This window comes from Nonomuraea sp. GTA35, assembly GCF_041950525.1.
Classification (GTDB): Bacteria; Actinomycetota; Actinomycetes; order Streptosporangiales; family Streptosporangiaceae; genus Nonomuraea.
Genome location: NZ_JBGNUV010000020.1, coordinates 74,875 through 95,196 on the forward strand (window position 1 = coordinate 74,875; position 20,322 = coordinate 95,196).

Genomic DNA, 20,322 nt, shown 5'->3' on the forward strand with positions numbered 1-20,322 from the left:
ACGGCCAGCTGACCTGCGTCGAGCCGTCGGACCTGTCGCTGCTCGGGCTGCTGCGCCACATGGCCGAGGTGGAGCGCGACCGGTGATCCAGGAGTACGCCCGCCACAACGGCCACGCCGACCTGCTCCGCGAACGCCTCGACGGCGCCACCGGCCACTGACACCGCTCCCTTTCGACGGCCGGACCGATCACCTGCATCATGGCCATCGGCCGGATTTGATCTACGTCGCGAGGAGTGTGCGGTGCTGAACCCCAGGGAGCCCGACTGGGCGCACGTGGCCAGGTCCCTAGGCAAGGTGCTCGCGGTCACCGTGGTGCTCCATCTGGCCCTGGGCGCCGCCGATCGGCTGCTGTGGTTGTTCTCCCCTCCGGCGGCCAGCGCATGGCCACGGTGCACGCCACTGCCGCCCGCGTCGCCAACCCGGACAAGCGCCTGTTCGACGGTTTCGACTCCGGCGAGCGGTTACTGCAGTCGGCCTACACGCTGTGGGGAGAGCCTCGCCTGGCCGGCCGCAGCGAGCCCGAGCGGTACGAGATCGTGGAGAGCCTGTTCGGCACCATCGAGGCCCCCTCGCTCGACGGACCGTCGGGCAGCCTGGCCGACGCGATCAACGGCGTGGAGACGGGCCCTGACGAGGGACAGAAGGAAACTGCCAGGAAGACCATGGACGGGCTGCCCCAGACGCTCGTCGCCACCGCGGTCGTGGAGTTCACGCAGCCGATGACCACCGAGCAGCTCATCGCCTTCAACCGGAGGCACATCCTGCGCGGCGGACCTGACGTCTCCTACATCTACTCCCCGCCCACCCCCTACGACGACTCCGACCCGAATCCGCCCCTCAACGCGGTCGTGTGGAACCGCGACATGATCGAGGAGAACACCGGATCGGATTTCATCTACCAGCACGAGACCGAACCCGAGACGGCGCTGCGGGAGTTCCGCAACTGGGTCGGGCTGCTCGACGAGGGGGACGATCTCAGCGAGTTCGGCCTGAGCTACCCCTGGCTCGCCCAGGCCGCCGAGGAGGGCGCCGTGCACGGGCTCGTCATCGACCGCTGGAAACTGGCCGACCTGCGTGAGCTGCTGCCCGACCAGGACGTGAAGACGATCCGGCTCGCCGACGTCGCCTTCGACCTCGGCTGACCATGGGCAAGGAGGACGACACACCCCCTGCCACTCTCAACGTATAGCGCAACAGGGGGCTTGCGGCAAGACCCCGGTCGTGCCGCACAATCGACGACCTACCCCCCGCCGCAAGCAACGGATCGGAGCCGACCACCCGTGACCCCGCTGACCACCAGCGCGTTCGACCTCCCCGACCGCCTCGTCTCCAAGGCCGACCCGGCGCTGATCGCCCGCGACGAGCAGCACTTCGCGGCCATCGCGCGGAGCCTCGAAGAGGCGATCGCCGAGCTGTCGGCCCGGCTCGACGCCGAGCGCAAGGCGCCCGGCGGCGCGGGCCGGCAGGCGCTGGACCGGGACCTGGAGATCCACCGGCTGACCGCTCGCCTGCGCGCGCTGCGCCGCTTCGGGCTGGACCTGTGCCTCGGCCACATGGTCGGCGCGGACGACCCCGAGCCCGTCTACATCGGACGCCTCGGCCTCACCGACAGCGAGGGCCGCCGCCTGCTGCTCGACTGGCGCTCCCCCGCGGCCGAGCCGTTCTTCGGAGCCACCCACGGCAACCCCATGGGCCTGGCCAGCCGCCGCAGGTACCGCTGGACCCGCGGCCGGATCAGCGACTACTGGGACGAAATCTTCACCGCGGACGCGGCCGAGGGGCACGCCGCCCTCGACGACCAGTCCGCCTTCATCGCCAGCCTGGGCAGCAGCCGCTCGCCCCGGATGCGCGACGTGCTCGCCACCATCCAGGCCGACCAGGACGCCATCATCCGCGCGGGGTCCCGCGGCGCCCTCGTCGTCGACGGCGGCCCCGGCACGGGCAAGACCGTCGTCGCCCTGCACCGCTCCGCCTACCTCCTCTACTCCGACCCACGCCTCGGCCACCGCCAGGGCGGCGTGCTGTTCGTCGGCCCGCACCAGCCCTACCTGGCCTACGTCGCCGACGTCCTGCCCAGCCTCGGCGAGGAGGGCGTGCAGACCTGCACCCTGCGGGACCTCGTCGCCGAGGGAGCCGCGGCGGCGATCGAGAGCGACCCGGAGGTGGCGCGCCTCAAGGCGTCCGCGGACCTGGTCAAGGCGATCGAGCCGGCCGTCAGGTTCTACGAGAACCCGCCCACCAAGGGGATGACGGTCACGACCCACTGGTCCGACATCTGGCTGGGCGCCGACGACTGGGCCGAGGCGTTCGCGGCGCCGGATCCCGGCACCCCGCACAACGAGGCGCGCGACCAGATCTGGGAGGAGCTGCTCACGATCCTCACGGACAAGCACGACGACGAGGACATCTCGCCCGTCCTGCTCCGCAAGTCCCTGCTGCAGAACAGGGAGCTCCTCCAGACGTTCAACCGCGCGTGGCCACTGATCGAGGCGGCCGACCTCGTCGGCGACCTCTGGTCCGTACCCGCCTACCTGCGGATGTGCGCACCCTGGCTCAGCCCCGACGACATCCGCCGGCTCCAGCGCGCGGACGCCCACGCCTGGACGGTCTCCGACCTGCCGCTCCTGGACGCCGCCCGCCAGCGGCTCGGCGACCCTGAGGCGTCCCGGCGCAGGCGCCGGCAGGAGGCCGCCCTCGCCGCCGAACGCGAGCGCATGTCGCACGTCGTCGACAACCTGCTCGAGGCCGACGACGACGGCGAGGGCCTGGTGACGATGCTGCGCGGCGAGGACCTGCGCAGCAGCCTGGTCGACGAGAGCGCCCTGCCCGCCGCCGACCCGGACCTGCTCGCCGGCCCGTTCGCGCACGTCGTCGTGGACGAGGCCCAGGAGCTCACCGACGCGGAGTGGCAGATGCTGCTGCAGCGCTGCCCGTCCAGGAGCTTCACCATCGTCGGCGACCGCGCGCAGGCCAGGCACGGGTTCACCGAGTCGTGGCAGGAACGGCTGGAGCGGATCGGGCTCGACCGGATCACCCTGGCCTCGCTCAGCGTCAACTACCGCACGCCGGAAGAGATCATGACGGAGGCCGAGCCGGTCATCCGGGCCGCGCTCCCCGACGCCAACGTCCCGACCTCCATCCGCGGCACCGGCGTCCCCGTCACCCACGGATCCACCTCGGACCTGAGCTCGATCCTCGACACCTGGCTCGCCGCACACGCCGACGGGACCGCCTGCGTCATCGGCGATCCCGCGTTCGAGGAGACGGCCCGCGTGCGGTCGCTGACGCCGGAGCTGTCCAAGGGCCTCGAGTTCGACCTGGTCGTCCTCATCGACCCGGACTCCTTCGGCGAAGGCATCGAGGGGGCGGTGGACCGGTACGTCGCGATGACGCGAGCGACCCAGCAGCTCGTCATCCTCACGAGCTGACGATCAGCCGTACACTCGGCCTTCCCCGCGACCGAGAGGAGCGTGGCCGGGCTCAGTGGCTGCCGGACAGCTCTCCGGACAGGGCTCCGTGCATGCGGGCGCTGGCTTGGTTGAGCCCGACGATCCGGACGGTCTTGCCGCGGGCGGCGTACTTGGCCTCGACGGCGTCCAGGGCGGCGACGGAGGAGGCGTCCCAGATGTGGGCGCCGGTCAGGTCGATGACCACGTCGCCGGGGTCTCCCGCGTAGTCGAACCGGGAGACCAGGTCGTTGCTGGAGGCGAAGAAGAGCTCGCCGGTGACCGCGTAGACGACCTGCTTGCCGTCCGGATCGAGGCAGGAGGTCACCTGGGCGAGGTGGGCGACGCGGCGGGCGAAGACGACCAGGCCGGTCAGGGAGCCGACGACGACGCCGATGGCCAAATTGTGCGTGGCGACCACCACGGCGACGGTGATCACCATGACGCCGATCTCGCCGGCGGGCATGCGCCTGAGCGTGGCCGGCGCGACGGAGTGCCGGTCGAAGGTCCCGAACGACACCAGGATCATGACGGCGACCAGGGCGGCCATCGGGATCTGGGACACCAGCGGGCCGAAGACGATGCACAGCACCATGAGCAGCACGCCGGCGGTGAAGGTGGACAGGCGGGTGCGGCCCCGTCCATCAGCCCCACCAGGGCGAAGCCGAACGCGTACGGGGCGATGAGGGTGAGGGTGCCGAGCGTGAAGGGCACGTCCGGCAGCCCTGGCACGGGCAGCGAGGAGGGCAGCACGCCGCGGTCGCCGACGGTCGGCACGGCCAGGTGAGCTCCGATGGTCAGCGCGGTGAGCGCGACGATGGAGCGCGGGCCTCGCCGGGCCGGGCCACCGTTTCTGTCGGCGGACGCTGCCAAACTGGCCGGCGATGCCGACAGAACGAGGACCGAACATGGTGGACGCGACCGTACGACCGATCGTCGAGGCCATCGTCGCGAAGGCGCCGCCCGGCTGGACGCGGGCGGTGCTGAACAGCGTGGCGGGCGCGGGCGGCGCCTTGGTGGCAGGCGGTTACGCCGTTCGCGGCGCGTCCCGGTTGAGCGGCCACGTGCCCGCGCCCTTCACCGAGCTCATGAGGCTGGCGGAGGCGGTGCGTGAGCTGCGCGGCTGGAGGCGCACCAACCTGGAGATCGAGTGCCTGCCCACCGGGGAGTACGAGCTCGTCGCGTTCGCCGACACGGTGACGAGCCTGCGCGGGAGAGCCGGCGGGTTCCAGGTCGTCCTCGACCACGGCTATCGGCTGCCCCAGCCCGGCTTCACGCAGGAGGAGGGCACGGCGGCCCCGGCCGGGGATCCGGACCTGGCGGTGGCGCGATTTCGCGCGTACCTGGAGCGGCGGGCGGCGATCCTCGGGCGGCCCGAGCCGCTCCCGCCGCCCGCCTCGGCCGCCGCCCTGGAGGAGGCCGAACGCCGCCTCGGCCGTCCCCTGCCCGCCGACCTCCGGGCCCTGTACGAGCTCGCGAACCCCCGCGGCTTCCACGATGACCTCTGCCTGTTCGGCAACGCCGTCTGGCTGGGGCTGGACAGCCTGGTCGCCGTGCACGAGGACGTGCGCGAGCCGATGCCACCCTTCTGGGAGCTGGGCTGGAACTGGGTCGTCTTCGACACCGACCCGCCCGGCGCCGTCCGGCGCTGCGGCGGCCACCCCGCCTGGCTGCCGTTCGCCACCAGCGAGGACGGCAACTTCCTGGCGGTGGACATGTCACCCGCCCCGAACGGCCGGCCGGGCCAGGTCATCCGCGTCGGCCGCGACCACGACGACGGCCCCGCCTACCTCGCCGACTCGGTGACCTCGCTCCTCGGCCACTATCTGGACCTGCTGGAACGCGGCGCGTACGAGCCCGAGGACGAGGAGGAGGACGGCATCTACCTCCCGCAGCCCGACTACCGCCTCGGCCCCGAGGAGATCATCGGCGAGCTGCCCCACGACCTCCCGCCCGGCCTCCAGGCCGTGCACATCAACGACGCCCCGAGTCCCGTCGACCTGACCCCGCTCACCGCCGCCCCGCAGGTCAGGCAGCTGAACCTGAACCGCTGCGCCACCCGCGACCTGACGCCTGTCCGTGCCCTGCCGATCGAGTCGCTGCGCGTCACCCTGGCGGGCGGCGACCTGACCCCGCTGGCAGGCCACCACCACCTCGCCGCCCTGGACCTGGGAACCGCCACGGATCATCACGCACCGGTCGACCTCGCACCGCTGCGTTCCCTCCCCAACCTGCGGTGCCTGGACCTCTCCCGCGCCGAGGTGGCCGATCTCACCGTCCTGGCGGACCTGCCTGACCTGCGCTACCTGGCGCTCACCACGCGGCAGTGGAACGTCCTGCTGGAGAAGGGCGGGGCGCCCGCCACGCTCGCGGCCGCCCGGCTGGCGGACGACACCGCCACCCTCCACGACGCCCTGGCCTGGGCGTCCCGCCTCGGCGTGGACACCGGCGACAGCGTCCGCGTGACCGGCGGCTGACGGCGCCATGGGGGTGTGGGTCCACGTCCGAGGGTGGCTGGAGTTCCAGGATCGCGGCCAGAGGAGCTCGTTCGAGCGCATCATCGGCGACGCGCCGGACCCCGGCTGGGCCTTCCCCCAGGGCGGCTGGCTCGACGCCGTCTGCTACGCGCGTGCGGTCCGTGAGCAGCACGTCCACGAGTTGCTCGACGTGATCCGGCAGGCCGCCGCGCTGCCGGCCGCCGACGCGGACGGCGACCGCGTGGTCGGGCTCTTCCTCGTGTCCCACGAAGTGGACGGCCGGGCCGAGTGGCAGGTGCGCGACGGCCGGGTGCACCTCGGCCCCGCCGACGAGCGCCACGACTACCTCGACCGATGAGCCGTCCATCAGCGAGGGCCGGCCCTTCCTCAGCGGCGCGCGAACAGCACTGCGGCGTGGAGGCGGCCGGCGACATGCCACCCCTCGACCCGCTCTCTCGAACTGCCGCGCGCCGCCTCCACAGAAAAGGAGGGGTCCTACCAGTTACGGGTCCAGCCGACCCACACGTTGCGTGCCTGGAAGGTGGTGTTGCCGGAAGGACCGGGCTGCTGGCTCCAGAGCGGGTCGTTCTTGTCGATCTGTGAAGCCCAGGAGCCCATCTGCAAGTTGATGATCAGGTACTGCGGGCACGCCGGCGATCCCCTCGGCCGGCGAGATCATCGGCCGTCCGGTGTCCTGGCCGTGGCGTTCTCGTGAGGGAACGGCTCGTCGGGGATCGGGAGGCCGAGCGCGGCGCACAGCGGCTGCCAGCCGTCGGCCGGCTGCCATTCCAGCAGCCGGTGCGCCGGCACGGTGGCGCGGACCTCGGCGAGGTGCCGTTCGTAGGCCGCGATGACCCTGTCACGGTCATGGGGGTCGCCGAACGCGCCGCCGAACAAGGCCCGCATCATCTCCTCCAAGGCACCGCCCTGCTCGGGACCGGCAGTGGCGAGCAACGGCGGCCGCCTGCCCGCGGGACCCCCGCCCATCAGGTGGCGCGCCCCGTCCAGCACCGTCCGGTCCACGCTCTGATACCAGCGCTCGGCGCTTTCCCGCCGGGACAGCACCACCAGCGCGTCCGGGAACGCGGCGGACAGTTCCCGCCAGAACCACGACACCGGCCAGTCGACGCCGGCGGCGTACCCTGCGAGAAACCGGCGCCAGTCCGGCACCGCTCCCGCGCAGGCGTCACGCCAGACCGCGGCGTCGTCCGGCCGCCCGAACAATTCCTCCATGTGGTAGCAGGGCTTCCCGAGCAGCCGCTCCAGCGCCACCTTCAGCGACGTCGTCCCCGTACGCGGAAACCCCGCCCCCACAACGCGCCAACCCATACCGGCCCACCCTCTCCCGATCACGACGATCCGAGCCGCCGACCCGCATGCCCGACAGGCTGCGCATCGAGAACACCGATCCCGGCCCCAGCTACCGAACTGTGCAGGCATGTGTGGCAGACGGTGCGAACGTTGGGACACGTGTAACGCACGCCTCACCACCACGGCATATCACTACGAGTAATTGAAAAGCTACGGTCGGCTAGCAACACGGTGGTGATCACCGCGCCGCCCGGGCCACCCGTTCCGGACGCACCGGCAAGGAGATCATCTCTCGGCCGAACAGCGGACGGCGATGTGGTCGCAGGCCGGTCATGCCGGGCGATCCGCGTCGTCGGCAGGCCTCCGGGGATGACACCTCGGGGCAGAGCGAAGGCGAGGTGGCGGGGTGCATCTGACTCCGCATGAACAAGAGCGCCTGCTGATCCATGTGGCTGCGGACGTGGCTCGCAGGCGCAAGGAGCGGGGAGTCCTGCTCAACCACCCGGAGGCGGTCGCGCTGATCACGGCGCACGTGCTGGAGGCCGCCCGGGACGGCAAGTCGGTCCACGAACTCATGTCCGCCGAAGAGAAGATCCTCTCCCGTGACGACGTCATGGCGGGCGTACCTGAGATGATCTCCGACATTCAGATCGAGGCCACCTTCCCCGACGGCACCAAGCTGGTCACCATTCGCGACCCCTTCGCCGAACCGGAAGCCGAAACAGAAGTGGAGGTGGAAGCGGACCTGCTGGTTCATCCGGGGAAGATCGACCATCCCGAGGGCGCCACGCACGTGGCCTTCAACGAGGGCCGCGAGATCTCCATCGTGACGGTCACCAACAGTGATGACCGTCCCATCCAGGTGGGCTCGCACTACCACTTCTACGAGGCCAATCCTCGCCTCGACTTCGACCGCGCCGCCGCCTACGGCAAGCGCCTGCACATTCCCGCCGGCAGTTCCATCCGGTTCGAGCCCCGATGCACCCGGACGGTGACGCTCGTGCCCATCGAGGGCAGGCGCATCGTCGCCGGCCTGCGCGGCGAGGTCGGGGGGCAGCTCGATGGATGAGTCCCTGGCAGACGCATCGACGGACGCCTCCGCCGAGCCGGCGATCGCCCCGCCCGCTGAGCCCGCGGCAGGAACATCAGGGCAGGAGGGTGTGCCAGGTCCGGAGATCCTGCCGATCGAGCAGCCCCTGACCCGCGTGGAGTACGCCGACAGGTACGGCCCGACGCTCGGCGACCGCATTCGGCTGGCCGACACGAACCTGCGGATCGAGATCACCGAGGACTGGGCCGGCGGGCCGGGACGCAGCGGCAACGAGGTCATCTTCGGCGGCGGCAAGGTGATCCGCGAGTCGATGGGCCAGTCCTGCGCACCGCGCGACCCGGCCAGGTTCGGCGCCCCGCAGCCGCCCGACACGGTCATCACCGGCGTGGTGATCCTGGACCATTGGGGCGTGGTCAAGGCGGACGTGGGCATCCGTGACGGCCGGATCGTCGCGCTGGGCAAGGCCTACAACGACGAGACCATGGACCGGCTGCACGACGGCCACGAGAGGGCCACCGACTTCCTGATCGGCCCGGAGACCGAGGTCATCGCGGGCAACGGCAAGATCATGACCGCCGGCGGCATCGACACGCACGTGCACTTCATCTGCCCCGAGCAGGTGCACGAGGCGCTCGCCGCCGGGGTGACCACCCTGATCGGCGGCGGCACCGGCCCCGCCGAAGGCAGCACCGCCACCACCGTCACGCCCGGCGCCTGGCATCTGACCCGGCTGTTCGAGGCGCTGGACGCCTTCCCGGTCAACATCGGGCTGCTCGGCAAGGGCAGCACCATGTCCACCGAATCCCTCTACAACCAGGTGGAGGCGGGCGTTCTCGGTTTCAAGATCCACGAGGACTGGGGGGCCACCCCGGCCGTACTGCGGCGCTGCCTGGAGGTGTGCCGCGCGACCGGCGTGCAGCTGGCCCTGCACGCCGACTCACTCAACGAGGCGGGCACGGTCGCCGACACCATCGAGGCCATCGGCGACCACCCGATCCACGTCTTCCACGTGGAAGGCGCCGGCGGCGGCCACGCCCCCGACATGCTCACCATGGCGGGCCTGCCGAACGTGCTGCCCGCCTCCACCAACCCCACCCGGCCCTTCACCGTCAACACGGTCAAGGAGCACATCGACATGGTGATGGTCTGCCACCACCTCAACCCTCTGGTGGCCGAGGACCTGGCCTTCGCCGAGTCGCGAATCCGGCCCTCCACGATGGCCGCCGAGGACGTCCTGCACGACCTCGGCGCCATCTCGATCATGTCGTCGGACGCCCAGGCCATGGGACGCATCGGTGAGATGATCATACGGACGTGGCAGACCGCGCACGTGATGAAGGCCCGGCGCGGCCCGCTGGAGGGTGACCAGGCCGGCGACCGCAACGGCGATGGCGGGGCCGACAACCATCGCGCCCGCCGCTACGTCGCCAAGTACACCATCAACCCGGCCATCGCGCACGGCATCGATCACGAGGTCGGCTCGGTCGAGGTGGGCAAGCTGGCGGACCTGGTGCTGTGGGAGCCGAAGTTCTTCGGCGTCAAGCCGCACCGGGTGATCAAGGGCGGCCAGATCGCCTACGCGCAGGTCGGCGACGCCAACGCCTCCATCACCACCCCGCAGCCGGTCCTGCCCCGGCCGGTATGGGGAGCGACCGGCAGGGCGCCGGGCGCCAACTCGGTCAACTTCGTCACCGAACACGCCATCCAGGCCGGCTTGGCCGATCGGGTCACGGTGCGCAAGCAGTTCCGGGCCATCCGCGACACCCGCAAGGTGTTCAAGGCCGACATGCGCGAGAACGACGCCTGCCCCGACATCCGCATCGACCCCGACACCTTCGAGGTGGAGATCGGCGGCGCGAAGGCCAGGGACGTCAAGACGGACATCGACGACCAGCTCGTCGACGGCAGCCAGTACGCCGACACCCTGCCCATGGCCCAGCGCTACTTCCTGTTCTGACCGCCGGATTCCGAGCGCATGAGAGGTGAGCCGCCCGCGATGACCCGTGCCACCCCCGCGATGACCCGCGCCGCCCTGCTGATCCTGGCCGACGGCCGATTCCCCGCCGGAGGGCACGCCCACTCCGGCGGGGCCGAGGAGGCCGTCACCGCGGGCCGCGTACGGGACGTGGCGGACCTGGAGGAGTTCTGCCGCGGCCGGCTGCACACCGCCGGCCTGGCCGCGGCCGGGCTCGCGGCCGCGGCCGCCGCCGGGTACGACCCGCTGATGCTGGAGGAGGCCGCCGACGCCCGTACCGCCAGCCCCGCCCTGCGCCGCACCTCACGCAGGCTCGGCCGGCAACTGCTGCGCGCCGCCCGGGCCACCTGGCCCTGCACCGACCTCGACGCCTTGGCCGCGGCCCTGCCGCGCGGCGCCCATCAGAGCGTGGTGCTCGGCCTGACCGCCCGCTGCGCAGGACTGACCCCACTGGACGCCGCCTACGCGGCGGCGTACGAGAGCATCGGCGGCCCGGTCACCGCGACCGTCCGCCTGCTCAGGCTCGACCCCTTCGCCGCCACCGCCGTCCTGGCCCGCCTGGCCGCCGACATCGACCGCATCGCAGCCACCGCGGCCGAGGCCGCGCAACGCGTCCACACCGACGGACCCACCGCGCTGCCGGCCGCCTCGGCGCCGCTGCTCGACATCGCCGCCGAACAGCACGCCACCCGCCCGGCCCGCCTGTTCGCCTCCTGACCACCCCGTCGAACCCTCCCGGGAGCAACCATGCACCTCCATCACAGCGATGCCTTCCCCGACGGCACCCCTCACGGCTCCGGCGGCTCTTCCGGTGGACGTCCGCGCGCCCTGCGCATCGGCCTGGGCGGGCCGGTCGGCTCGGGCAAGACCGCCACCGTCGCCGCCCTGTGCCGGGCGCTGCGCGAAGAACTGTCCATCGCCGTCGTCACCAACGACATCTACACCCGCGAAGACGCCGAGTTCCTGCTGCGCGAGGCCGTTCTGCCCGCCGAACGCATCACCGCCGTACAGACCGGCGCCTGCCCGCACACCGCCATCCGCGACGACATCTCCGCCAACCTCGAAGCCGTCGAGGAGCTGGAGGATCAGCTCGGCCCCCTGGATGTGATCCTCATCGAGTCCGGCGGCGACAACCTCACCGCGACCTTCTCCAAGGGCCTCGTCGACGCGCAGATCTTCGTCATCGACGTCGCCGGCGGCGACGACATCCCCCGCAAGGGCGGCCCCGGCGTCACCACCAGCGACCTGCTCGTCATCAACAAGACCGACCTCGCCCCGCACGTAGGCGCCGACCTGCAGGCCATGGCCCGCGACGCCAAGGCCCAGCGCGACGACCTGCCCACCGTACTGACCGCGGTCAAAGCCCCGGGCGGCATCACGCCCGTGGCCGGCTGGATCCGCGCCCGGCTCGCCGCCTGGACCGCACGCGCCGCATGACCCCCGTACCTTCCCCGTCCACCTCGGCCGAGCCCGTGCGCGGAGTGCGCGCCACAGCCCGCATCCGCGCCACGGCGGCGGGCGACGCCACCGCCCTGCCCGTACTCGCCGGCGACGGCCCCTTCGACCTGCGCCGCGCCCGCCCCCACGGAAACCAGGCACGGGTATGCATCCTCGGCACCATGAGCGCCCCGCTCGGCGGTGACCGGCTACGCATCGAGGCCGCCGCCGAACCCGGCGCGCACCTGCACGTCACCACCGCCGCCGCGACCATCGCCCTGCGCGGCCCCACCACCGCCCACGCCACCTACGACGTGCACCTGACCGTGGCCGAGAACGCCGGCCTGCACTGGCTGCCCCAGCCGCTCATCTCGGCCGCCCGCAGCAACCTGCGCCAAACCTGCGCCATCGACCTCGCACCCACCGCCCGGCTCCTGCTGCGCGAACAGATCGTCCTCGGCCGCGCCGGCGAGCCGCCAGGCCGGCTGACCACCCGCCTCACCGTCCACCGCGACGGACGCCCCCTGCTGGACCAGCAGACGATGTACGGGCCCGGCACGCCTGGCTGGGCCGGCCCCGCCGTCGCGGCCGGCCACCGTGCCATCGGCCAGACCCTCCTCGTCGACCCGGCCCTGGACCGGCACCCGCACCACGCCCGCCTGTTCGGCGACGACCCGGCAACCGGCCAGGCCGTGCTGACCCCACTGGCGGGTCCCGCCATCCTGATCACGGCCCTGGCCCCGGACACCCTGCACCTGCACCGTCTCCTGGAAGCGGCGCACTCCACCCTGTGGTTGAGCCTGGGCTCTGGCTCATGCTGCTGACCCCGTCGCGGAGCCGGCGCCGAGGAGATTGGGCCGCTGCACGCAGTGGGCCTTCAGACGGCGATCATGGCCCGGCCGGCTCTGATCGTTGGGAGCGTACGGGAACGACCAACCGTAGGCGGCCGGACACAAAGCAAGAGGCCTGTCACCGCGTTTCCGCTGGTGACGGGCCTCTTCCCGCTGGTGCGGCAGGTGCAAGGCCCGAACTTGCGTGGGCTGAGCCGACGGTTTCAGCGCGTGACCGTCGCGGCTGGCAGATGGCCTTTCACCTGCCGCATGACCGAGGTCAGCCGCCATGCAGTCATCGCACGTATATGGCACGTCGGCCCGCTGGAGCAGAATGCGTAGGGCAAATGGTCGTCAGTCATACCTCAGACTGTCGGACCACAAGTGTCTGGCCATACCATCACGCAGTGGCGAAAAGACCAACAGATACCTGGCGTGAGCACGTTGCTGAGGAGATCGCCGAGCGTGCCGCCGGCCTCAGGCGCGTCGAGGACACAAACTTCGCCGCGCTGTATCCAGAGCCCTTCGTACTGGCGACCGAGCAGGTCCTCACATCCTTCGAGAATGAGGTACGGGGCTTCGATGCGCCCTCCGACGAAGAGGTCTTCGCAGCGATCCGACGGGGGGTCGAAGGGCTCAACAACGTCGACGGCACCCATGACGATCACGACTACGACACGATCGAGAGGGAGGAGTTGTGCGAGTTCATCGACGGCGTGCTCAGCGAGGCCGGCATAGATCTTGATGGACTCGCTGCTCGTCGCGGAATCGAGCGATGCGAGATCACAGACGAATGGCGTGAGTGGTGATGCACTCCACGAGCCACCCTGCTTGATCATCCCGTCTGCCGCCGTGCTTCCACCTCCACCACCTGCGGCCCCAAGACCTGGCGAGGCGATCATCCCGGAGGGGGAGCGCCCCCTGCCGAAGGCATTGGCGTTGTTACCTTGTGCGCCATGAGTTCGAAGGCGCGGGCGTTCAATGAACGCGGCGATACTGTCGAAGACCCGACCTGCATGGTTTGTTGCGCGGGTTGACTGCGTCCAACCGTTTCCTCGTGGTCGAGCGCCTGGACGCAGAAATCCTGCCGTACCCTCCAGGTTTTGGTGCAACGGCGGCGCGCCGCGCCGCCGCTCGACGAACTCGGCGGCGTCTCGCGCCCACCTGGAGTCCGGGTGGATCCTCTCCGTCGTGAAAGACCCACTCACGGCACCTGCCTCCGGGTGGTGCTGCTCGGGGACGCCGGTTACTGCGCGGCGCCGGCCTCGGGCCGCGGCGCCTCCCAGGCGTTGATCGGCGCCTACATCCTGGCCGGCGAGCTGGCCGCCGGCGGCGGCCACGCGGAGGCGTTCGCCGCCTACGAGTGGGAAATGCGCGGCTTCGTCGCTGAGCACCAGCACATGGCGTGCGAAGGCGCCGACCAGTTTTTCCTGGGCGCGCCTTCGCAGGAGGGACTCGACCGCACAGCGACGGCCCGCCCGCAACTCGTGCGGCTCGAGGACTACGTTCCCGGCTTCGCCGTCGAGCGGCCTTCACCCGGCCGCGCCGCCCGCTGACCTGGCGCTGCCATGTCAACGGCGGCGTCAGGGCGCCGACGGCCTGGTGTCAGGTCCCTTCGCAAGGGTGAACGAGCGAACGCCGGATCGGAACGGAACCGGCGGCCCCATCATGACGACAAGGAGATGAGGATCATGGCAATCGGCAGGGCCCCGCCCACCTGATGAACGACTTCTGGACCACCGTCTACCAGGCCATCGAGGACTGATGCAAGGAGTGAGTGTCATGCGTGTCTGGTTCATCACGGGCGCGTCCAGGGGCTGGGCAGAGCGTTCGCAGAGGCTGCGCTGAGCAGAGGAGATCGCGTCGTGGCCGCGGCCCGCGACGTGGCGCCGCTGGCGGGCCTGCAGGCCCGCCACCCCGACACCCTGGCGTGCGTCCCGCTCGACGTCTCCGACCGCGCCGCGGTGCACGAGGGCGTCGACCGGGCGGTGGCCGCGTTCGGCAGGCTCGACGTCGTGGGCAACAACGCCGGTGCGATGCTGTACGGCATGGTCGAAGAAGCCACGGAGACCCAGATCCGAGCCCACTTCGACGTCAACGTCCTGGGCCAGATCTGGGTCACCCAGTCCGTGCTGCCCCACCTGCGGGCCCAGGGCTCGGGCCACATCCTCCTGGTGACGACGATGGGCACGGGCGGCGGGATGGCCTCGGCCGGTTTGTACGCGGCCGGCAAATCGGCCATCGACTCCCTCGGCCAGGCGCTGGCCATGGAGGTCGAGCCCTTCGGCATCAAGGTCACCATCGTCCAGCCGGGCGGCTACGACACCGGCCTGTTCACGACCGGCACGACGGCCACCACGCCCCACCCGGCGTATGACCCGCTGCGAGCGAAGCTGACCGAGATGTGGGGCGACGAAGCGGGGCCCGACCCGAGCACGGCCGCACCGGTCCTCATGCAACTCGTGGACCTGCCCCACCCGCCCCCGCGGCTGATCGTCGGCAGCCAGTCCTTCGACCTGGTCCACCAGATGAACCAGGCCAGGACCGAGGAGTACCGCGCCTGGGAACACCTCAGCCGCCTGGCTCCCGACTGACAGCTCCGTCCCGGTTCGCGCGCGTCACAACCCGACGTACGACACGATCGAAAGGTCATTGATGATGAAACAGCACGATGCCACCCAGCCCGCGGAAGAAGACCTGCGAGAAGAGCGGCCGGCGGGGAATGCTGACGTGATCATTGTGGGGGCCGGCCCGACCGGTCTCATGCTGGCCGCCGAACTGCGCCTGGCCGGAGTGCGACCGCTGGTGCTGGAACGGCAGCCGCGGCCCCGCGACACCCCCAAGGCCGGTGGTCTCGGCGGGCAGATCCTGGAACTGCTGCGCTACCGCGGCCTGCTGGAACGCTTCGAAGCCGCCTGCCCCGGCCCCATGCCGGCGCCCCGGTTCCCCTTCGGCGGCGTGCACCTGGACTTCACCCGGCTCCCTGATCCCCCGATGCACGCCCTGCCGCTCCCGCAGCAACTGCTTGAGCGACTGCTCGACGAACGCGCCGGCGAGCTCGACGTCGAGATCCGCCGCGGGCACGAGGTGGCCGGAGTGAGCCAGGACGAGGCCGCGGTGCGGGTGGACGTGCGGGGCCCTGACGGGCCGTACCAGGTGAGCGCCCGCTACCTCGTGGGATGCGACGGCGCCCGCAGCCGCATCCGCGACTGGGCCGGCATCCCGTTCCCCGGCACCACCTATCCCGAGGTCAACCGGCTGGCCCAGGCCACCCTGCCCGACACGGTCACCGTGCTCGGCAACGGCGATCTCGACGTCCCCGGCTCCGGCACCATCCGCGCCGGATTCACCCGCACCGACCACGGCCTGCTCGGCATCGGCTCCTCACCCGGCGCCCGGTCCGTCTCCCTCTACACCATCGAGGACGAGACCACCGAATACGACGACGACGTCCCCATGACCCTCACCGAACTGCAGGACAGCATCCACCGCGTGCTCGGCGCCCACCTGCCCCTGGCCGGATCGACCCGGCTGTCCCGCTTCACCTTCAAGGCCCGCCAGGCCGAACGCTACCGCCACGGGCGCATCCTGCTGGCCGGCGACGCGGCGCACCTGTTCCCGGCCACCGGAGTGGCACTCAACGCCGGCATGCTGGACGCCGTCAACCTGGCCTGGAAGCTGGCCACCGACCTCCACGGCACGGCCCCGGCCGGCCTGCTGGACACCTACCACGCCGAACGCCACCACGCCGGCGCCCGCACCCTGCTGCACACCCGCGCCCAAGTCGCCCTGCGCCGCGGACACGACCCGGCCGCCGAAGCGCTCCGCGAAGTGTTCACCGAACTGCTCACCGACGAACAACCACTGCGCCGCATGGGAGCACTCCTCGCCGGAACCGACATCCGCTACCCGATGCCCGGCACCCACCCCCACCCGCTGGCCGGCACCTTCGCCCCCGACCTCACCCTGCACACCGACCAGGGCATCACCAGCATCGCCCACCTCATGCACCCCGCCCGGCCCGTCCTGCTCAACCTCACCGCCCGCCCGGACCTGAGCGAGACCGCCCGGGACTGGCAGCCTCGCGTCGACGTCCACACCGCCAAGACCGACGACCGACCGGCCGACGCCCTGCTGATCCGCCCGGACGCCCACATCGCCTGGGCCGCCGGCCTCGACGAACCCGCCGACACCGCCGCGCCCGCACTGCGAGAAGCACTCACCGGCTGGTTCGGAACGCCTTGAAACACAGGGAGAGACATGACAAGTAGATTCACCGAGTTGTCCGTCGACTGCCACGATCCGGAGAGGCTCGCGGCCTTCTGGTGCGAGGTGCTGGGCTTCGAGGTGATCGACCGGAGCGAGGGCAAGGTCGAGATCGGCTCCTGGGTGCCGACCGTCGAGGAGGTCCGGGCCCGCCAGATGCCGCCCACCCTGGTGTTCATCCAGGTGCCCGAGGGCAAGACCGTGAAGAACCGGCTCCACCTCGACGTCAGCCCGATCGACGGCAGTACCGGCGACGAGGTGGCCAGGCTGCTCGGCCTCGGCGCCGCCAAGGTGGACGTGGGCCAGGGCCCCGGCCGGAGCTGGGTGGTCATGGCCAATCCCGAGGGCAACGAGTTCTGCGTCCTGCGCACCCTGGCGGTGACGCGCCACAGTTAGCATCGCCGTTCCTGCCACACCTGCGTCGTGCTGAGATGCCCGGGCCTCCGATAGTCCAGAAACCCACGAACTGAGTGGATCATTGCATGCATATTGCACGCCATGGCAGGCGTTGTCGGAGATCCAGCTAGGGATCAATCTGCGCCGTCGCCGGCCGACCGCCCCGGCTGGAAGGCGTGACCAGGCGACGTTGCCCCGATGGGATAATGGCCATCGTGGCGGAAGACATCGAGTTGATAGGTGGACAGGAGAAGCGCGACATCAAAGTCGTCCCGTACGACGAGGCGTGGCCAAGGCGCTTTGCGCAGGAGCGAGCGCGCATCATCGCCGCTCTGGGCCCGCTGGCCCACCGTGTAGACCACATCGGCTCAACCGCAGTTCCCGGACTCGCGGCCAAACCGATCGTCGACATCGACCTGAGTGTGCCCAACGCCGATGACGAGGACGCCTACCTTCCGCAGCTCCTCGCCGTCGGCTACCGCCTGCGCGTCCGCCAGTCCGGCCACCGCATGGTGCGCACTCAAGACCTCGCTGTCCATGTGCACATCTGCACCACAGGCAGCGACTGGGAACGCCGCCATCTCCTCTTTCGTGACTGGCTGCGCCACGACACCGTAGACCGCGAACTCTACGGGGAACTCAAACAGCGACTCGCCGCTCGCGACTGGTCAGACATGAACGCCTACGCGGCGACCAAGAGCCCGCTCATCGCTGAAATCACGGAACACGCAGAAGCCTGGGCTCACTCCACTCGGTGGACTCCGTAACCGGCCCAAGAACTGTAAGACCTCGGCGAATGAGATTGGAGAGAATCGGTTGGCTGGCAGGGCACCACGGGGGTCGAACCCAGAACCAACGGATTAAAAGATCCAGTTCGGTCGGCTCCAGATCGTTCAATGCAGGTCAGTGGCAGTGTTCGCTCTTGTTTGAACGTTCCTGGACGGGACAGAACTGCAACTGAAACTTCAACTGGGACCCTGTGATCACGGCACCCCGGGGCTTGAACACCGACAGGCACCCCTCCCGACCCCTGCTTGCAGAATGGTCTGATCTGACTACCACGACCTCCACTTGGGCGACCGGCAACCGTGACTGACCTCTGTTGACCACCCTTAATAGCACGCTAATGACACGGCGATCACGTGTGTGGTCACGGGGTCTGTTCTGCCGGACCCCTGTTCTACGGTGTGCGGTTACCGTATTTTTCGATGATCGAGCTGAGAGTGTGGGGGGCTGATGGCATCTCCTGCCCTAGTGGATCCGGTGAGGTGACGCCAGTGTGTACGGACCGCATCCATTCGTCGTCGACCACAGCCTGGCATAGCGCTTCGGCGGTGATGAGCGTGGCGAGATAGCAACTGTTCTCCCAGGTCTCCCGACCTGCTGGGCTTGCGGCGATCCATTGCTTTACGCTGGCGAGATCAGGAACTGGATACCAGCTCCAATCCATCATGTCGAATTTGACCACCAGGCCGCTTTCCGTGCGATAAGAGATCAACGCTGGGGCGTCATCGATCCATGTAGCGCTCAGGCAGGGGCCGTACTGCGCCAGAATGGGAAGAGCTCCATTGGTGACAGAATCGACGCGGTAGTCCATGATGACGATGCCCTTGCCGAGGCGCCCGATGAACATGTCGACGTCGTCTGCGTTGAAGCGTGCCGGCTGAGTGCTCTCGGGTGAGATGCCATACGCAGCCAGAACGTCGTCAATCTTGGTGGCAGAGCACCACGTCAAGTCGACGACCAGCCGGGTTCGCAGGCGAAACCACTCGCGGTAAGTTGAGTCGATCAGGGACGTTCCTCTCAGCTGACAGTATCCGCCATGGGCCAGCTCACTGATCTTCGCGTATCCGCGTGCCCGTCCGCCGCCGAACCGCGATCAGCCACGTTGCTCGCTGAGCCAGGGTGAGGAACGAACCCTGAATCGTCGATCGTCCCCGGCCACGTACGGTGACCAGCCATGCCGTGGCGATCGTAAGGGCTCTACTTGTGCGGCGGCGTGGCAACCCCGGCAGATGCGTTCGGTCAGTACGGCGAGGCCGGCGTACGGTGCACGGCCCGCTGTCCCGCCGCCGTCCGGGACCGGCCCCGGCCGTCCGGACGCCGAGACCCTGCGCACGGCTCTGCGCAAGTACGCCCTCCTGCCCGAAGCCAAGCGTCCGGATGTACCGCTGGAGAGCAAGAAGGCGCTGCGGTGGCTGGAAGGTGCCTCGCTCGACCTGGCCGACCTGAACGAGACCAAGACCGTCCGCCTCGCTCTCGATGCCCTCGCGCTCCGCCTCGACGGTAAGGCAGCGAGCGCCAACACGATCCGCCGCAAGCGGGCAGTCCTTCACGCTGTCCTGGAGTACGCGGTAGAGCTGGAGGAACTGCCCGCCGACCCCGTGCACAAGGTCAAGTGGAAGCCGCCCAAGACCACGGAGACGGTGGATCCGCGGGTGGTGGTGAATCCCCCCGCCAGGCCGAAGCACTGCTGACCGCAGTGGCCTCTGTAGGCGGGCGGGGTCGTGGGCGTCGGCTCCAGGCCATGTTCGCCTGTATGTACTACGCCGCCCTCCGTCCCGGCGAGACCGTTGCGCTCAGGAAGCAGGACTGCCATCTTCCGGCAACTGGCTGGGGCCGCATCCTCGTAGATGTCTCCCGCCCCGAGGTCAACGTTCAGTGGACCGACACGGGCGACGCTCACGAGGAACCCGGCCTCAAGCACCGAGGACACGACGACGTCCGCCCAGTCCCCATCCCACCCAAGCTGGTCCAGATCCTTCGGCAACACATCGAAGAGTTCGGCGTCGCCGAGGATGGCCGGCTGTTCCGCAGCGAGCGCGGTGGAGTCGTCGCCTCGACGGCCTACACGGAGGTCTGGCAGGACGCCCGGAAGCTGGTCCTGACGCCCGCCCAGTTCGCCTCACCGCTCGCTCGTCGTCCGTACGACCTGAGGCACGGGCCGGTGTCCCTCTGGCTGAACGCAGGCGTACCAGCCCCGGATATAGCCGAGCGGGCCGGGCACGGCGTGGACGTGCTCCTCAGGGTCTACGCCAAATGCCTCGACGGCCACCAGGAGATCGCCAACAAGCGGATTGAGGACGCCCTCGCCGCATGATCGTCCAGTACAACACCGAAGGGTCCCGGAA

The 20,322-nt window shown here is 70.0% G+C and carries 21 protein-coding genes and 1 pseudogene; 18 read left to right on the forward strand and 4 right to left on the reverse strand.

What is annotated here, in order from left to right; genetic code table 11:
• The first annotated feature begins 13 nt into the window (after positions 1-13).
• From ACBJ32_RS52610 to helR, 3 genes are all read left to right on the forward strand, one after another.
• A complete protein-coding gene (locus tag ACBJ32_RS52610; protein ID WP_375133372.1) occupies positions 14-160 on the forward strand; it encodes a DUF664 domain-containing protein in 147 nt (48 codons plus the stop codon).
• A 192-nt stretch (positions 161-352) separates the two neighbouring features.
• The gene (locus ACBJ32_RS52615) at positions 353-1,144 is read left to right on the forward strand and encodes a hypothetical protein (protein WP_375133292.1); all 792 of its coding nucleotides are present in this window, start codon (positions 353-355) and stop codon (positions 1,142-1,144) included.
• Positions 1,145-1,282: 138 nt separating this feature from the next.
• Positions 1,283-3,430, forward strand: a complete 2,148-nt coding sequence (helR, locus tag ACBJ32_RS52620) for an RNA polymerase recycling motor ATPase HelR (protein WP_375133293.1) — start codon at positions 1,283-1,285, stop codon at positions 3,428-3,430.
• 52 nt (positions 3,431-3,482) lie between these two features.
• Here the strand turns inward: helR and ACBJ32_RS52625 are convergent.
• A pseudogene (locus ACBJ32_RS52625) lies at positions 3,483-4,270 on the reverse strand (STAS domain-containing protein); the annotation flags it as partial.
• Between the two features lie 62 nt (positions 4,271-4,332).
• On the opposite strand from ACBJ32_RS52625, the gene ACBJ32_RS52630 reads away from it, so the two are divergent.
• Together ACBJ32_RS52630 and ACBJ32_RS52635 are read left to right on the forward strand one after the other, a co-directional pair.
• Positions 4,333-5,925, forward strand: coding sequence for an SMI1/KNR4 family protein (locus ACBJ32_RS52630; RefSeq protein WP_375133294.1), 1,593 nt, complete (start codon positions 4,333-4,335; stop codon positions 5,923-5,925).
• 7 nt (positions 5,926-5,932) lie between these two features.
• Positions 5,933-6,283 (forward strand): hypothetical protein, encoded by a 351-nt coding sequence (locus tag ACBJ32_RS52635; protein WP_375133295.1) that lies wholly within the window; start codon positions 5,933-5,935, stop codon positions 6,281-6,283.
• A gap of 137 nt (positions 6,284-6,420) precedes the next feature.
• On the opposite strand, the gene ACBJ32_RS52640 is transcribed toward ACBJ32_RS52635, so the two are convergent.
• A complete protein-coding gene (locus tag ACBJ32_RS52640) occupies positions 6,421-6,543 on the reverse strand; it encodes a hypothetical protein (protein WP_375133296.1) in 123 nt (40 codons plus the stop codon).
• A 57-nt stretch (positions 6,544-6,600) separates the two neighbouring features.
• Entirely contained in the window at positions 6,601-7,254 is a 654-nt protein-coding gene (locus tag ACBJ32_RS52645; RefSeq protein ID WP_375133297.1) for a sulfotransferase family protein, read from the reverse strand.
• Positions 7,255-7,642: 388 nt separating this feature from the next.
• On the opposite strand from ACBJ32_RS52645, the gene ACBJ32_RS52650 reads away from it, so the two are divergent.
• From ACBJ32_RS52650 to ACBJ32_RS52700, 11 genes are all read left to right on the forward strand, one after another.
• On the forward strand, positions 7,643-8,305 hold the full coding sequence (locus ACBJ32_RS52650; RefSeq protein ID WP_375133298.1) for an urease subunit gamma: 663 nt from the start codon (positions 7,643-7,645) through the stop codon (positions 8,303-8,305).
• A gap of 127 nt (positions 8,306-8,432) precedes the next feature.
• Entirely contained in the window at positions 8,433-10,244 is a 1,812-nt protein-coding gene (locus tag ACBJ32_RS52655) for an urease subunit alpha (RefSeq protein ID WP_375133373.1), read from the forward strand.
• 39 nt (positions 10,245-10,283) lie between these two features.
• Positions 10,284-10,979 (forward strand): urease accessory protein UreF, encoded by a 696-nt coding sequence (locus ACBJ32_RS52660; RefSeq protein ID WP_375133299.1) that lies wholly within the window; start codon positions 10,284-10,286, stop codon positions 10,977-10,979.
• A gap of 30 nt (positions 10,980-11,009) precedes the next feature.
• On the forward strand, positions 11,010-11,699 hold the full coding sequence (gene ureG, locus ACBJ32_RS52665; protein ID WP_375133300.1) for an urease accessory protein UreG: 690 nt from the start codon (positions 11,010-11,012) through the stop codon (positions 11,697-11,699).
• Positions 11,696-12,523, forward strand: coding sequence for an urease accessory protein UreD (locus ACBJ32_RS52670; protein WP_375133301.1), 828 nt, complete (start codon positions 11,696-11,698; stop codon positions 12,521-12,523). The genes ureG and ACBJ32_RS52670 overlap by 4 nt, the downstream gene beginning before the upstream one ends.
• Before the next feature lie 413 nt (positions 12,524-12,936).
• On the forward strand, positions 12,937-13,338 hold the full coding sequence (locus ACBJ32_RS52675; protein WP_375133302.1) for a hypothetical protein: 402 nt from the start codon (positions 12,937-12,939) through the stop codon (positions 13,336-13,338).
• Between the two features lie 414 nt (positions 13,339-13,752).
• Positions 13,753-14,085: a hypothetical protein gene (locus ACBJ32_RS52680; protein WP_375133303.1), complete on the forward strand. Its 333-nt coding sequence runs from the start codon at positions 13,753-13,755 to the stop codon at positions 14,083-14,085.
• A 288-nt stretch (positions 14,086-14,373) separates the two neighbouring features.
• Positions 14,374-15,123, forward strand: a complete 750-nt coding sequence (locus ACBJ32_RS52685; RefSeq protein ID WP_375133374.1) for an SDR family NAD(P)-dependent oxidoreductase — start codon at positions 14,374-14,376, stop codon at positions 15,121-15,123.
• 136 nt (positions 15,124-15,259) lie between these two features.
• Positions 15,260-16,774: an FAD-dependent monooxygenase gene (locus ACBJ32_RS52690; protein WP_375133304.1), complete on the forward strand. Its 1,515-nt coding sequence runs from the start codon at positions 15,260-15,262 to the stop codon at positions 16,772-16,774.
• A gap of 15 nt (positions 16,775-16,789) precedes the next feature.
• Entirely contained in the window at positions 16,790-17,191 is a 402-nt protein-coding gene (locus tag ACBJ32_RS52695; protein ID WP_375133305.1) for a VOC family protein, read from the forward strand.
• A 215-nt stretch (positions 17,192-17,406) separates the two neighbouring features.
• Positions 17,407-17,958 (forward strand): GrpB family protein, encoded by a 552-nt coding sequence (locus ACBJ32_RS52700; protein WP_375133306.1) that lies wholly within the window; start codon positions 17,407-17,409, stop codon positions 17,956-17,958.
• A 413-nt stretch (positions 17,959-18,371) separates the two neighbouring features.
• Here the strand turns inward: ACBJ32_RS52700 and ACBJ32_RS52705 are convergent, their stop codons facing one another.
• Positions 18,372-18,824: a hypothetical protein gene (locus ACBJ32_RS52705; RefSeq protein ID WP_375133307.1), complete on the reverse strand. Its 453-nt coding sequence runs from the start codon at positions 18,822-18,824 to the stop codon at positions 18,372-18,374.
• A gap of 382 nt (positions 18,825-19,206) precedes the next feature.
• Here ACBJ32_RS52705 and ACBJ32_RS52710 point away from each other — a divergent pair, with 382 nt between their 5' ends.
• Together ACBJ32_RS52710 and ACBJ32_RS52715 are read left to right on the forward strand one after the other, a co-directional pair.
• Complete coding sequence (locus ACBJ32_RS52710; RefSeq protein ID WP_375133308.1) at positions 19,207-19,668, forward strand: hypothetical protein; 462 nt, start codon at positions 19,207-19,209, stop codon at positions 19,666-19,668.
• Between the two features lie 62 nt (positions 19,669-19,730).
• On the forward strand, positions 19,731-20,291 hold the full coding sequence (locus ACBJ32_RS52715) for a hypothetical protein (RefSeq protein ID WP_375133309.1): 561 nt from the start codon (positions 19,731-19,733) through the stop codon (positions 20,289-20,291).
• Positions 20,292-20,322: the final 31 nt, after the last annotated feature.

Excerpts from the sequence above, each read along its gene's own strand:
- ACBJ32_RS52630 (WP_375133294.1), top strand. The coding sequence starts at position 4,333 with ATGCCGACAGAACGAGGACCGAACATGGTGGACGCGACCGTACGACCG.
- ACBJ32_RS52635 (WP_375133295.1), top strand. The coding sequence starts at position 5,933 with ATGGGGGTGTGGGTCCACGTCCGAGGGTGGCTGGAGTTCCAGGATCGC.
- ACBJ32_RS52640 (WP_375133296.1), bottom strand. The coding sequence starts at position 6,543 with ATGGGCTCCTGGGCTTCACAGATCGACAAGAACGACCCGCTCTGGAGC.
- ACBJ32_RS52645 (WP_375133297.1), bottom strand. The coding sequence starts at position 7,254 with ATGGGTTGGCGCGTTGTGGGGGCGGGGTTTCCGCGTACGGGGACGACG.
- ACBJ32_RS52660 (WP_375133299.1), top strand. The coding sequence starts at position 10,284 with ATGACCCGTGCCACCCCCGCGATGACCCGCGCCGCCCTGCTGATCCTG.
- ureG (WP_375133300.1), top strand. The coding sequence starts at position 11,010 with ATGCACCTCCATCACAGCGATGCCTTCCCCGACGGCACCCCTCACGGC.
- ACBJ32_RS52670 (WP_375133301.1), top strand. The coding sequence starts at position 11,696 with ATGACCCCCGTACCTTCCCCGTCCACCTCGGCCGAGCCCGTGCGCGGA.
- ACBJ32_RS52695 (WP_375133305.1), top strand. The coding sequence starts at position 16,790 with ATGACAAGTAGATTCACCGAGTTGTCCGTCGACTGCCACGATCCGGAG.
- ACBJ32_RS52705 (WP_375133307.1), bottom strand. The coding sequence starts at position 18,824 with ATGTTCATCGGGCGCCTCGGCAAGGGCATCGTCATCATGGACTACCGC.
- ACBJ32_RS52710 (WP_375133308.1), top strand. The coding sequence starts at position 19,207 with ATGCGTTCGGTCAGTACGGCGAGGCCGGCGTACGGTGCACGGCCCGCT.
- ACBJ32_RS52715 (WP_375133309.1), top strand. The coding sequence starts at position 19,731 with ATGTACTACGCCGCCCTCCGTCCCGGCGAGACCGTTGCGCTCAGGAAG.